Below are 13,354 nucleotides of genomic sequence, written 5' to 3' on the forward strand. Positions count from 1 at the left end.
GTGTGGAATATCAGGCGCTCTATCGCAAGTACCGGCCCCAGAGTTTCTCTGAGATCATCGGTCAGGGTCACGTCACCGAGACCCTGTCGCGCGAGGTGGTCGATGGCAAGGTTGCTCATGCATACCTCTTTGCCGGCCCGCGCGGAACGGGAAAGACAACGGCTGCCCGCATCCTTGCCAAGACACTGAATTGTACCGACCGCCAGGCGGCCGGTGAGCCGTGCAACCGGTGCGGCTCGTGTGTCGCCATCACTGAGGGCTCGTCGCTCGACGTCATCGAGCTGGATGCAGCATCACACAACAGCGTCGACGATATCCGTGACATGCGGGTGAGTGTTTCGACCGTCGCCTCGGCCGGTGGGGCCAAGCGAATCTTCATCCTGGATGAGGCCCATATGCTGTCGAAAGCGGCCGGCAATGCCCTCCTCAAGACCCTGGAAGAGCCGCCGGATCACGTCCATTTTGTTCTGGCGACGACCGAGCCGTACAAGCTGCTCGACACAATCCGGAGCAGGGCGCAGCGCTTCGATTTTCATTCCGTGTCGATTGCTGCCCTCGTCAAGCATCTCGACTCCATCAGTGACAAAGAGGGCTATCAGCGATCTGAGGAAGCGCTCGTTTCTGTCGCCCGGCATGCACGGGGTTCGGTGAGGGACTCGATGAGCCTGCTCGAACAGGTGGCAGCGCTCGGCGAGTCCACAGTTGAAGTTGCCGGGGTGAATCGTGCGCTGGGGCTGGCGGACAGGGAAGTGTACGGCCGGCTCGGTTCGGCGGTTGCAGATCTCGATGCTCGCTCGGCTCTCGAAATGGTGGCGACTCTCGCAGCAGAGGGTGTCGACCTTCGCCGTTTCGTGGCTGAGGCGATCGCCTTCTTCCGCGGCGTGTTTCTTGTCAAGTATGCGCCGAACCTTCCCGACATCGTCGATGAGCCGCAGGACGTGATCGACGACTGGCGCCGGATCGCCGATGAGTTGTCGGCGTCCGATGTACTGCGCGTGCTCGACGTCATGTCGGAGGCTCTGATCCAACTTCGGGAAGGCCGGGAGGAGCGCCTGATGATCGAACTGGCGCTGCTGAAGATCACCAGGCCTGAGGTCGCCTCCGACCCGGCCTCTCTCGCCGCCCGGATCGAACATCTCGAGCAGCGAGTGAAACGGCTTGGAGCAGGTACGGCCTCCGTGATCCCGCCAACCGCCGCCCAGCCCGCCAAAGCTCAGCCGATCCCTCCATCGACACCTCCGGCACCCGTCGTGACCCCGGAGCCGGTCGTCGAGGAAGCTCCGATAGCCGACGAGCCGTTCGAAGACGTTGCGGCCGAGCAGGAGGAAGTGGTGTCAGACGCACCGTCGCCTCCCGCCGACACCTCCGGCGAACCCGGCCCCGCCTTCACGTTCCTGGACCTCCAATCCATCTGGCCGGAACTGGTTGCCGGTGTACGGGACACCCTCGGCTCCCGAAAGTATGCACTGTTTCGAGAGGCCAGCCCCGGAGCGGTTGAGGGTTCGGTACTGGTGATGCACCTTCCCGAACATCGCACGTTCCATTTGCAGCAGCTCAAATCGGACGGCTCGGTGGCGGCACTGGTGGCGGCCAAGGCTGCGGAGTTGCTCGGCGCTCATGTCACGATTGAGTTCAGGGCCTTCGGTGATCCTCAGTTGGCAGAGGTAACGGAGCTGCCGCTCATTCCCGACAAGGACGACCTGGCTGAAGCGCCGGCGGAGGGAACCGATCCGACCAGCTTGATGACCGAGTTCCTCGGTGCAGAAGTGGTTGACGAGGTAGACAACACCTAGACCTGCGTCGAGCTGCCCGGTTGGGGAATCCGTCAGGTCGGCACCGAAGGGCCATCCTGAATGTCGTCTAGTGATACTCTCTCCGTCATGGGTATGAGACCTCAAGACATGCGCAAGCTGATGCAGCAGGCGCAGCAGATGCAGGAACAACTCGCCGCCGCGCAGAACGAACTGGCCGCCGCCACGTTTGACGGGAGCGCCGGAGGCGGCATGGTCAAGGCAACGGTTACGGGCTCGAATGAGGTCGTCACCGTCGAGATCGACCCGGCTGTGATAGACCCGGACGATGCCGAGATGCTCGGCGATTTGGTCGTGGCAGCCGTCAACCAGGCGATGAAAAACGCAGCCGATGCTGCGCAGCAATCGCTGGGTGGGTTGACCGGCGGACTCGATCTCGGCGGTCTACTCGGTTGATGTTTGAAGGGCCAATTCAGCGACTCATCGACGAGTTGGCGCGACTGCCCGGGATTGGCCAGAAGTCGGCCCAGCGGCTCGCGTTCCATCTGCTCAACACAGAGCGGGCCGATGCTCAGCGTCTGGCCAGCGCCATCATCGACATGCGGGATCAGGTGCGGTTGTGTGGCCGGTGTTTCAACGTCACCGGTGCGGAAGAATGCACGATTTGCCGCGATCTCAGGCGCGACCCAACCATCGTGTGTGTTGTCGAGCGGGCCCAGGAGATCGTCGTCATTGAGAAAACACAGGAGTTTCGCGGGCGCTACCACGTGCTGGGAGGAGCCCTTTCTCCGATCGATGGAATCGGCCCCGGCCAGTTGCGGATCTCAGAGTTGCGCGTTCGGATCGGCAACGAGGGAATCGAGGAGCTGATCGTGGCGACGAACCCGACGATCGAGGGCGACACGACTGCCATGTATCTCGCTCGTGAGCTGAAACCTCTCGGCGTGAAGGTGACGAGACTCGCAAGCGGCCTCCCCGTTGGAGGAGACCTGGACTACGCCGACGAGTTGACCCTCGGGCGGGCACTGGTGGGTCGCCGCGAGATCTGACGGCCGCACCTTCCCTCCCGCAGGATCCGCCCCCGGGCGGGCGGATAGGCTGCCCGGTAGATGCGCATTCTCCTTGTTGAGCCGTATTTCGGTGGATCCCACCAGGCCTGGGCCGATGGCTATGCCGGTCACAGCCACCACGACATCCATCTGCTGACTCTGCCGGCCAGGTTCTGGACCTGGCGGATGCGGGGTGGTGCTGTGACACTCGCTGAGGAGACGGAGCAATGGGTCCGGCAGCACGGCCGGCCCGACTTAGTCCTGGCCACCGACATGCTCGATCTTCCGGCCTATTTGGGAGCTGCCAGGAAGAGCCTCGGCGATACGCCCGTTGCGTACTACCTGCACGAGAGCCAGTTCACCTACCCGTGGTCGCCGCAGCTGCGTTCGGATTTCCAGTACGCCTATGTCAACTGGGCGTCTATGCAGTCCGCTGATCTGGTTCTCTTCAACTCTGCCTTTCACCGGGATGTCGCGTTCGAACAGCTGCCGGGATTCCTTCGTCAGTTCCCGGACTTCACGCACGAACACCTGATCGACGCGGTTCGAGCCAGGTCGTCGGTGCTGCATGTCGGTGTCGACTTGCACCGCCTCGACGAAGTCGCCACATCGAGTGGGAGCGAGCCGCCGCTGATTCTGTGGAATCAACGCTGGGAGCATGACAAGGATCCGGCTGCGTTCTTCCGGGCCCTGTTCGGGGTCGCCGACGATGGCGTCGGTTTTCGCCTGGCCGTCTGCGGGGAGAACTTCCGGCAGGTGCCTGAGGAGTTCGCCGAAGCCGAGCACCGACTAGCGGATCACCTGATCCACTTCGGGTTTGCAGATGAGGAGGCGTATGTGCGACTGCTTCGGAGTGCCGACGTGGTTGCGAGCACGGCACTTCATGAGTTCTTCGGTATCGCGGTCGTGGAAGCCGCATACGCCGGTGCGTTTCCGGTTCTTCCGGACCGCCTGTCATATCCGGAGATCATGCCCGAATCGGTCCACGATCTGTCGCTCTATCAGGAAGGTGAACTTCAAGAACGACTCCGCTGGGCGCTCGGGCACCCGGCCGAGCGTCGAGCTGCGGCTGCGTCCCTCAAGGTCCCACTCGGGCGATTCGATTGGTCCGAAATGGCACCGACCTACGACCGGGTGCTGGCGGCGCTCACCTAGCGCTACCCTTTGAGGCTCATGCAGCACGTCGTATGGGATTGGAACGGGACACTTCTCAACGACCTCGAGCAGGTCGTGCAGTCGGTCAATGTTGCGTTGGCGTCATTCAATGCCGGCCCGATTACAGCCGACGACTATCGAGCCGGATATACGCGCCCGGTCGTCTTGTTTTACGAACACCTCTTGAGCCGCCCGGTCAGTGATGAGGAGTGGGAACAACTCGATATCGTGTTCCACCACGCTTACCGGGAAGCACTGGCTGAGGCGCAACTGACGCCTGATGCTCTGGCGGCCATGGAGGCAGTCGACGACGCCGGCTGGACCCAGTCGCTTCTGTCGATGTTTCCTCACGATGAGTTGCTCGAGGCGCTGGCAGGGCGGGGAATCGGGGATAGGTTGGTCGCGATCGATGGATTGCGGGCAGGGAGGGGGGACCGCAAATACGGCAGCCTCGTTCGACACCTGGAGCACGTCGCTCACAAGATCGGGACACCGCTCGATCCTACGACGGTGGTGATGATTGGAGATGCGCTCGACGATGCCGATGCTGCCGAGGGTCTCGGCATCAAGTGCGTCCTCTACGCCAGCGGATCGCACCCGCGGGCGAAGCTCGAGGCCACGGGACATCCAGTTTCAGATTCGTTGATCGAAGCGCTGGCAGTGGCAGGTGTGACCGCCTAACCGTCCTCCGGGTCCTCGCCTAGCTCCATACCGGTAGGCGAGGGAGCCGCCGATCAGGGTTGTAGCTGAGTGAAGATCCCCTGGCATTGCGCCATCGCGGCTTGAAAAACCGGGTCGTTCTGATCGATCCCGGCACCCAGCTCGAAGAACCCGCTCATGCCGGTCGAGAAGTCGGGATCGGGCATGTCGTAGCCGTTCTCACGCATGCACGTCGTGAACTCGAGGAACGTGTCCTGTAACTCGACGAGGTCCGGCATTTGTCCTCCTCCGAACGAAACGCCTTCCAGGTACTCCGAACAGGCAGTCATCGCCGTCTCGAGTGTGGCCTGGATCTCCTCGGGAGTAGAGCCAAACGCCATCATGTCGAGTTCATCCATGGTCAGGTTGCCCTCGGCGTCGAGCGTCGGGTCGGGGAAGTCCAGACCCTGATCTCGCATGCACTGCGAGAACTCGAGTGCCTGATCCTCGCTGAACTCAGTTTGCGTGGTTGTGGAGGTGTTGACGGGTGCAGGGGTCGTCGTCGAATTCTCGAGGGTGGCGATCCCATCGCCCGTGTCATCGCTCCCGCAAGCGGCAAAGAGCAAGGCGATCACCATGAGTAGCAGAATGTTGGAACGTCGTGTCATATCGATCATCTCCTGCCGATATTCTCCCACGGGTGCGGAGTATCGGAACTTCCGATGGCGAAGACGCCGACTAGAACTCAGAACCTAGAACTCAGAACCTGTTGGCCTCAGTCGTAAACGAGGGCGCTGATCTCACGCAGCTTGTTGAAGTCGTGGCGAGCGTGTAACCAGCGGACGGATCCCGTCTTCGAACGCATCACGACCGAATGCGTGCGAGCCCCGTCGGCGAAGAACTCAACTCCGCGAAGGAACTCGCCGCCGGTCACACCGGTGGCGGCGAAGAACACGTTGTCCGACCTGACCAGGTCTCGTTGGGTGAGCACGGAGTCGATGTCGAGGCCATTCTCACGTGCGTAGATCCGCTCAGACTCGTCGCGCGGCCAGAGGCGAGCTTGAATCTCGCCACCCGTGCACGTCAGGGCCGCGGCAGCAATTACGGCCTCGGGGGATCCACCGATACCGAGCAGGATGTCAATGCCCGTGTCTTCTTCTGCGGTGGCGATGGCGCCCGAGATGTCACCATCACGGATCAGGCGGATGCGGGCGCCGACGCGGCGCACTGCGTCGATGTACCGCTGATTGCGTGGACGGTCGAGGATGATGGCCGTGATGTCGTTGACGTCCTTGCCCTCGGCCGCCGCGACGGCGTGGAGATTGTCCTCGACCGGGGCATCGAGATCGATCTTTCCGGCCGCGGCCGGGCCGACGGCGATCTTGTCCATGTAGACCACGGATCCGGGCGAATACATCGATCCACGATCCGAAACCGCGATGACCGCCAGGGCCCCCGGCATTCCCTGGGCGGAAAGCGTGGTTCCATCGACGGGATCAACGGCGACGTCGACCATTGGACCGTTGCCGTTACCGACGGCTTCGCCGTTGTAGAGCATCGGAGCCTCGTCCTTCTCGCCCTCACCAATAACGACGATGCCGTCCATGTCGACCGACCGGAGGATGGCCCGCATGCCGTCGACCGCCGCCTGATCGACGCCCTCTTTGTCTCCACGACCCTGCCAGCGGGCCGCGGCCATGGCGGCGGTCTCCGTTACCCGGGCGAGATCGAAGGCGAGGTTCCGGTCGGGTGTTTCAGTCATTTCAGGCCACCTTCACTATGAGCGCGTCACCCTGTCCACCGCCGCCGCACAGGGTGGCTGCTCCGATGCCGCCTCCCCGCTGCCGGAGGGCATTGATCAGCGTCACGACGAGCCGGGCGCCGGTGGCACCGATCGGATGACCCAGCGCAACCGCGCCGCCGTTGACATTGACCTTGTCAACCGGGATGTCGAGCAGTCTGGCCGACCAGAGGGCGACGGCCGCGAACGCTTCGTTGATCTCGACGAGATCGAGATCCGAGGCGTTCATCCCTGCTTTCTTCAGTGCGACCTGGAGGGCTTCGGCCGGCCGTTCGTGCAGCGTGGCGTCCCTTCCTCCGATTTGGCCGTAGGCGATGACCTCGGCGAGGATCGGGAGGCCGGCCGCCTCAGCTGCTTTGCGATCGGCGGCGATGACTGCTGCTCCGCCGTCCGATATCTGTGACGAGTTGCCGGCGGTGATCGTGCCATCTTCCACGAAGGCCGGTCGGAGGCGACCGAGTGACTCGGCGGTGGTCCCTGCCCTCACACCTTCGTCGGCGTCGAAGAGGATGGGGTCTCCCTTTCGCTGCGGGATGGAGAGTTGGACGATTTCGTCCGCGAAGGCACCGCTCTCGGCCGCCGCGATTGTGCGGGCATGGCTTTCAGCAGACCACTCGTCCTGTTCTTCACGACTGATCCCGAGTTGGCGATTCTTGTGATCTGAGCTCTCGCCCATCGTGCAATGGTCGAAGGCGCAGTAGAGCCCGTCATGCAACATTACGTCGACAAGCGTGGCATCGCCGAGTCGGGTACCGTTGCGCAGTTCCCTGAGGACGTGCGGCGCGTTCGTCATCGACTCCATGCCGCCGGCCACCACGAACGACGCCTCACCGAGTCGGATCGAACGGTCGGCGAGCCCGATGGCGGCCAGGCCGGATAGGCACACCTTGTTGATCGTGATTGCCGGGACGGTCATGGGGATGCCGGCTCGAGTGGCGGCAACGCGGGAAGTGATCTGACCTTCTCCCGCCTGAAGTACCTGTCCGAAGATCACTTCGTCGACCTTGTCGGCATCCAGTCCCGAGCGCTCGAGCGCTCCTTCGATCGCTCTGCCGCCGAGATCCACGGCGTGAAGCGGCGACAGGCTCCCTCCGAACTTGCCGATCGCTGTGCGGGCGATCCCGCTGATGACTGCACCCATTGATCTCTACCTCCTGACCGGGAGCCTACCTGAGGTAACGCAACGTCATTCCCGGTAGTCTCAGAAACCGTGAAGCTCCTCAACCTCGATCATGTTGCTATCGCCGTCGCAGATCTCGACGAGGCCCTTGCCGGTTATCGACGGCAATACGGCGTCGAGCCGCTCTCCCGTGAGGTCGTCGAGGAGCAGGGGGTCGAGGAGGCGATGATTCCCGTTGGGGGTTCGTTCGTGCAATTGCTCCGACCGCTGTCCGATGACTCGCCCGTCGGCCGCTTCCTGGCGAAGAACGGCCCGGGCCTTCACCATGTTGCATACGCCGTTCCCTCAATCGACGACGCGCTGGCCCACCTCAAAGCTGAGGGAGTGCGTCTCATCGACCAGTCGCCGCGTATGGGTGGGAGGGGAGCAAAGATCGCGTTTGTGCACCCCAAAGAACTGGCGGGAACGCTGATCGAGCTGGTGGAACTGCATGAATAGCGAGATCCGGATTCGCGGTGGCATTGGGCCTTCTGAGACTGCGGCGATCATGGCGGCGATTCATCAGCTCATCGAAGAGGAGCTGGCGTCCGAAGCGATGCTCACGCCCCGCAACCTCCCGACCGCCTGGGTTCGGTCGGGTCAGCGCAGGGTTGTGAGGTCCCCTCGCCACACGACGACCGAACTGAGTATCCACGGAATCACCGATGGGCAGATGGGATAGGAAAGCGGTTCTAGGTTCTAGGTTGTGGGTTCTATTGCCTATCGCTGGCGGCGGCGCAGTCCGGCTAGTTCCGGTGCTCGCAACAGCCGCGCTACCCCGACAAACACCGCGCCGACCACCAGGGCCCCGACCGCCAGCGATCCGAGAGATCGCCAGAAGCTCGACTCGGCGATATCGCCGGTGACTGAGGACACTGCCCACCAGCCGGCTATCGCCGCCAGCCCGGCCGCCACCGCGCTCCGGGTCGCCGAGATCAGCAGCGGCCTGAGTTCGGCGGTGCCGGTCCTGTGGTACCAAATGGTGGCCATGAGCACGGTGTAGACGACCATCGCCAGCGTGCTGGCCAGTGCCATCCCGGGCGTGCCCATCAGCTCGAAGAGCCAGATGTAGAGGCCGACTCCGACCACCGTACCGATGGTCCCCGTAGTGACGGGCACCCACATCTCCCGTCGTGCGTAGAAGCCGCGGGCGTACAGCTGATGGGCCCCCCAGACGGGGATACTGAATGCGTACGGGACCAGGGCCGCCGCTGTTCCCACCGTGGCGGCGGTCGTGAACTCGCCTCTTTCGAAAACCACTTTGACGGCCGGTTGCGATGCGGCGAGGACGGCGGCGGTGGCGGCCGCTCCCGCAAAGAACGTGTACTGGAGTGCTCTCCGCAGGGTGGCGGCCAACTCTGCGTGGCGGCCCTCGGCAAAGAGCCTGGTGAGGAACGGGTAGGCAGCCACACCGGCCGCCTGGGCGATCATCCCGACCGGCAGCATGTTGAGCCGCCGTGCCAGGCCGAGTTGGGTAATCGACCCCTCGCCTGCCCATTGACCGAAGATCCGCACGAACTGTTCATCGAGTACGGCAATCGATTGACCGAGCATGAGGGGAAGAGCCAGTACCGCATACTCCCAAACGGAAGGGTGCCGCCATGGTGTGCCCGGCATCCACCGGAGCCCGGCTCGTCTGGCTCCGTAGACCTGGAGTGAGAAGTTGCCGATGATTGCTCCGGCCAGTGCTCCGTAAACGAATCCGGCCGGGGACGGCTTGCCGATGGCCCAGCTGATCAGTCCTCCGGCGATGATGCTCAGGTTGTAGACGAGGGGGGCCAGCGCCGGAATGAGGAACTGCCGTTTGGCGTACTGCACAGCCATGAGCAGCGAACCCAGCAGGAAGAAGAGCTGGGCGGGAGCGACGATCCTGGTCAGTGAAGCGACCTCCGTCAGCTGGGCCTCAGTGAGTCGTTTGGCAGCATCTGAAACCGGCAGCCAGTCGGACAACCTGACGAAGAGCAGATCCACGAGCGGCCTGGCAAAGATGATGGTCAGTGCGGTGAGGACCGTCATCACGAGCGTGACGGGGCGAACGACGGCTGCGAACGACCGCCACGCCCCTTCTTCGTCGTCGTCGACGAAGTAGCGGGAGAGGATCGGGATGAACGTGATGGTCATGTACCCGCCCGCCATGAGGTAGAAGAGCAGGTCGGGAATGAAGAAGGCGGCGAAGTAGATATCGCCGGCGGCGGTTGCTCCGAGGAGGTTGGCGATGAGCAGATCGCGCAGCAGGCCGAGGACCCTGGACAGCACGATCCCACCGGAGACGACTAGTGCCGCGGCGCCGATGGTCGTCCGGCGGCTCATCGCGGCAGGGCGGCCTGCGCCGCTTTCAGTTCTTCGAGCACCTCGTCTGCGACGACGAGGTCGCCCCAACCGGTTCCCAACTCGAGGCCGGTTTTGTAAGTTCCGTGGTAGTCAGAACCGCCGGAAGGGATCATTCCGAACGATCTGGTCACCTCGGCCAGCGCGGCCCGCTCTTCAATCGAGTATTCGGGGTAGTAGCAGTCGACTCCGGCGAGGCCGATGCCGGCGAGGTGGGAGAAGGCCTCCCGAAATTGCGTTTCCGAATCGAGCCCCATCGTGTAGGGGTGCGAGAGGATCGGCAGGGCACGAGACCGGAGCGCCAGGTCGATCGACTCCTCGGGGGTCAGCCGCTCACGCCCAACGTAGGCAGGCCGGCCGTTGCCGAGGTACTCGTCGAACGCCGCCCGCATATCCTCTACGACTCCTTTGCGGACGAGCAGGGCGGCCAGGTGCGGCCTCCCGGCGACGCCAACTCCCGCCTCCCGGGCGACCTCGTCTGTTGTGATGTCGATGCCGAGGTCGTTGAGTCGTTCCACGATGCGATTGTTGCGCTGGGCCCGACTTTCCTGCAGGCGGTTCAGGCGGTCCTGAAGGGGTCCCGACCGGGGTTCGAGGAACAGGACGACCAGATGGAGCGTTCCCGGTTCCCATTCGCAGGAGATCTCCACTCCGGGTATGAGTTCGATGGCGAGATTCCGGGCAGCCTCCCGGGCTTCCGGAATGCCGTCCTGTGTGTCGTGATCCGTGAGCGCCAATGCGGTCAGGCCGATGGATTGGGCCGCCTCGACGAGTTGTCGCGGCGAGTCGGAGCCGTCTGAATAGCGGCTGTGGGTGTGGAGATCGACGGGCATGTCCGCCCGGCAGGGTAGCGACACGTGCCGCTCGTCCCGGCCATCATGGGCGGATACCATCACCCGAACGTGGAGCCCCGCACGAGCACCGATCGCCCGCCATACGCACGATTCGATGACCTGAGACCGCACCGCCGTCGCTCGTTCGAGTTGTCGGACGCGGACCACCTGCTCATCGCCGGCTCTGCCGGCGAGGTGGCAGATGTGCTCGATGCCGCCGAGGCGGCGGTAGAGCGGGGAAGCTGGGTGGCCGGGTTCGTGTCCTATGAAGCCGCTCCCGGTTTGGATCCGACGCTCCAGGTGGTGTCCTCACCGGCCGGCGAATTCGACGGGTTTCCGGCTGCCTGGTTCGCCGTCTTTCCGCATCGGTCTCCGACGAGTGCAGCACCCGCAGCCGGATACACGCTGGGTGACTGGATCGCATCGGTCGACGAAAGCGGTCACGGCCACGCCGTCGACGAGATCAGGGAACTCATCAAGCGAGGCGAAACGTATCAAGTGAACTACACGATCGGCATGTCGGCACCGTTCTCCGGCAGCGCCCGGTCGTTGTACCTGGACCTCACGGCGTCGCAGGCTTGCGGCTATGGAGCCTTCATCGACGCCGGACGCTGGCAGATTGCTTCGGCTTCGCCGGAGTTGTTCTTCGAGTGGGCTGATGGCCGGATCATGTGCCGGCCGATGAAGGGCACTGCCCCGCGCGGACTGGTGACGGCCGATGATGAAGAGCATCGGCTCGCCCTTCTCGCCTCCGAGAAGGATCGGGCCGAGAACGTCATGATCGTGGACATGGTCCGCAACGATCTCGGCCGGGTAGCCGCGGTCGGATCGGTCGATACGCCCGCCCTCTTCACTGCCGAGAAGTACGACACGTTGTGGCAGCTCACCTCAACCGTGACTGCGACGACGGAACCCGGCACCTCGCTTCTGACGGTTTTTCGGGCGTTGTTCCCGAGCGCCTCCATCACCGGGGCTCCGAAGGTGGCGACGATGGGCATCATCCGGGCTCTCGAACACCGGCCGCGCGGGGTGTATTGCGGGACCATTGGTTTTGGTGGCCCCGGTGTCGATGGCCGGCCGGAATGGGCTTTCAATGTGGCCATTCGGACCGTCCTCGTCGACGTTGAGCACGGAGTCGCTCACTACGGGACCGGCGGTGGTATCACGATCGACTCGACCGCCGGGGGTGAGTATCGCGAGGCGCTTCTCAAAGCTGAGATCCTTGCCCGGCGCACCGCAGACTTCCGACTGCTCGAGACGATGGTGTGGCGACCGGGGTCGGGGGTCTGGTTGCTGGACCGGCATCTCAATCGTCTCATGGAGTCCGCCTGGTATTTCGATGTTCCGATCGACGCCTCGATCGTGGAAGCTTCGATCAAGGCAGCCACCGACCGGTTGACGGCAGCGTCAATCGTGCGCCTACTCGTTGATCGGACCGGGGGGATGGTGGTCGAGGCTGGCCCGCTGCCACTCGCAGACGTTGTGGTGCGGTTGGTGCTGGACGACCGACCCGTCGATCGTTTGGATCCGCTCCTCTATCACAAGACCACGAGTCGCAGTGTCTACGAGGCTGCCCTCAACCGGCATCCAGAGGCGCCCGACGTCGTGTTGTGGAACGAAGCGGACGAGATCACAGAGACGACGGTCGGCAACCTGGCGGTATTGCTCGACGGTGAATGGTGGACGCCACCGGTCACGTCCGGCTGCCTACCGGGTACGTACCGGGCGGAACTGCTCGACGAGGCTCGGATCCGCGAACGAGTGATCTCAGTCGATGAGCTGCGCGTCGCCAACGCGATTGCCCGGCTCAACTCAGTGAGGGGCTGGGAGACGGCATTCCTGATGTAGCTCGCCCATGAGTCCGTCCGGCTCAGTTGCCCCCTCTGCCTCGTGGATTCGGCATCTCCCCCGCTGACGCGGGGGAGAAACGCGACTGGGTTGTGCAGCTTGTTTTGCGTTCTCCCACCGCCGGAGGTTGGGGGGAGTCCCGGAGCGAAGCGGAGGGGAGGGGGGCTCTTGGTGGCTTGTGTTGCCCCCTCTGCCTCGTGGACTCGGCATCTCCCCCGCTGACGCGGGGGAGAAACGCGACTAGGAACTCGCGACTCGCGACTAGGAACTCGCGACTAGCGACTAGCAACTCGCGACTAGCAACTCGCGACTAGCAACTCGCGACTAGCAACTAGTGGTCTGTCGCGGATTCAGTGATCTGGTTGAGGGCGGCTCGTCCTCGTTTGACTTTGGCAATGATTTCTTCGGCGGTCTTGTGCCAGATGAAGGGTTTCGGGTCGTTGTTCCAGGCTTGAGTCCATAGTTCGATGGAGGCGATGAGTTGCTGAACGCTGGTGAAGCTGTCGCGGCGTAGGCGTTTGTCGGTGAGCTCTTTGAACCAGCGTTCGATCAGGTTCAGCCACGACGACGAGGTCGGGGTGTAGTGGATGTGCCACCGGTCTCGACGGGAGGGGTGTTCGAGCCATTTGGTGACGTTGTCGTGTTTGTGGGTGGCGTAGTTGTCGGCGACGAGGTGGATGTCGAGGTCGTCGGGGACGGTGCGGTCGATGAGTTTGAGGAGGCTCACTACGCTCAACTGACCACTACCGGATGACTTGGAAACCAAACAACCGAGTCTCCATCAAACCCAG

Annotated in this window: 13 protein-coding genes and 1 pseudogene; 8 read left to right on the forward strand and 6 right to left on the reverse strand. The window is 63.3% G+C overall.

Annotation, left to right across the window (positions count from 1 at the left end; translation table 11 throughout):
- Positions 1-2 precede the first annotated feature (2 nt).
- From dnaX to P1T08_02410, 5 genes are all read left to right on the forward strand, one after another.
- Positions 3-1,793, forward strand: a complete 1,791-nt coding sequence (gene dnaX / locus P1T08_02390) for a DNA polymerase III subunit gamma/tau (protein MDF1594938.1) — start codon at positions 3-5, stop codon at positions 1,791-1,793.
- 93 nt (positions 1,794-1,886) lie between these two features.
- Positions 1,887-2,207: a YbaB/EbfC family nucleoid-associated protein gene (locus tag P1T08_02395; protein MDF1594939.1), complete on the forward strand. Its 321-nt coding sequence runs from the start codon at positions 1,887-1,889 to the stop codon at positions 2,205-2,207.
- On the forward strand, positions 2,207-2,800 hold the full coding sequence (gene recR, locus P1T08_02400) for a recombination mediator RecR (protein MDF1594940.1): 594 nt from the start codon (positions 2,207-2,209) through the stop codon (positions 2,798-2,800). Before P1T08_02395 ends, recR begins: the two co-directional genes overlap by 1 nt.
- Before the next feature lie 60 nt (positions 2,801-2,860).
- The gene (locus tag P1T08_02405; GenBank protein MDF1594941.1) at positions 2,861-3,955 is read left to right on the forward strand and encodes a DUF3524 domain-containing protein; all 1,095 of its coding nucleotides are present in this window, start codon (positions 2,861-2,863) and stop codon (positions 3,953-3,955) included.
- A gap of 18 nt (positions 3,956-3,973) precedes the next feature.
- Positions 3,974-4,636, forward strand: a complete 663-nt coding sequence (locus P1T08_02410; GenBank protein ID MDF1594942.1) for an HAD hydrolase-like protein — start codon at positions 3,974-3,976, stop codon at positions 4,634-4,636.
- Between the two features lie 53 nt (positions 4,637-4,689).
- On the opposite strand, the gene P1T08_02415 is transcribed toward P1T08_02410, so the two are convergent.
- The 3 genes from P1T08_02415 to P1T08_02425 form a co-directional block, all read right to left on the reverse strand.
- Positions 4,690-5,262: a hypothetical protein gene (locus tag P1T08_02415; GenBank protein ID MDF1594943.1), complete on the reverse strand. Its 573-nt coding sequence runs from the start codon at positions 5,260-5,262 to the stop codon at positions 4,690-4,692.
- 107 nt (positions 5,263-5,369) lie between these two features.
- Positions 5,370-6,356: a class II fructose-bisphosphatase gene (gene glpX, locus P1T08_02420; protein ID MDF1594944.1), complete on the reverse strand. Its 987-nt coding sequence runs from the start codon at positions 6,354-6,356 to the stop codon at positions 5,370-5,372.
- A gap of 1 nt (position 6,357) precedes the next feature.
- Positions 6,358-7,536, reverse strand: a complete 1,179-nt coding sequence (locus P1T08_02425) for an acetyl-CoA C-acetyltransferase (protein ID MDF1594945.1) — start codon at positions 7,534-7,536, stop codon at positions 6,358-6,360.
- A 69-nt stretch (positions 7,537-7,605) separates the two neighbouring features.
- On the opposite strand from P1T08_02425, the gene mce reads away from it, so the two are divergent.
- A complete protein-coding gene (gene mce / locus P1T08_02430; protein MDF1594946.1) occupies positions 7,606-8,013 on the forward strand; it encodes a methylmalonyl-CoA epimerase in 408 nt (135 codons plus the stop codon).
- On the forward strand, positions 8,006-8,236 hold the full coding sequence (locus P1T08_02435) for a hypothetical protein (protein ID MDF1594947.1): 231 nt from the start codon (positions 8,006-8,008) through the stop codon (positions 8,234-8,236). The genes mce and P1T08_02435 overlap by 8 nt, the downstream gene beginning before the upstream one ends.
- Positions 8,237-8,274: 38 nt before the next feature.
- Here P1T08_02435 and murJ read toward each other — a convergent pair whose 3' ends face one another.
- Both murJ and P1T08_02445 read right to left on the reverse strand, forming a co-directional pair.
- On the reverse strand, positions 8,275-9,864 hold the full coding sequence (gene murJ / locus P1T08_02440) for a murein biosynthesis integral membrane protein MurJ (GenBank protein MDF1594948.1): 1,590 nt from the start codon (positions 9,862-9,864) through the stop codon (positions 8,275-8,277).
- Positions 9,861-10,715, reverse strand: a complete 855-nt coding sequence (locus P1T08_02445; GenBank protein ID MDF1594949.1) for a PHP domain-containing protein — start codon at positions 10,713-10,715, stop codon at positions 9,861-9,863. Before P1T08_02445 ends, murJ begins: the two co-directional genes overlap by 4 nt.
- A gap of 69 nt (positions 10,716-10,784) precedes the next feature.
- On the opposite strand from P1T08_02445, the gene P1T08_02450 reads away from it, so the two are divergent.
- Positions 10,785-12,563, forward strand: a complete 1,779-nt coding sequence (locus P1T08_02450) for a chorismate-binding protein (protein ID MDF1594950.1) — start codon at positions 10,785-10,787, stop codon at positions 12,561-12,563.
- Between the two features lie 331 nt (positions 12,564-12,894).
- Here P1T08_02450 and P1T08_02455 read toward each other — a convergent pair.
- Positions 12,895-13,281: pseudogene (locus P1T08_02455) on the reverse strand (transposase).
- Positions 13,282-13,354 lie beyond the last annotated feature (73 nt).

This window comes from Acidimicrobiia bacterium (assembly GCA_029210695.1).
Classification (GTDB): Bacteria; Actinomycetota; Acidimicrobiia; order Spongiisociales; family JAHEDJ01; genus JAHEDJ01.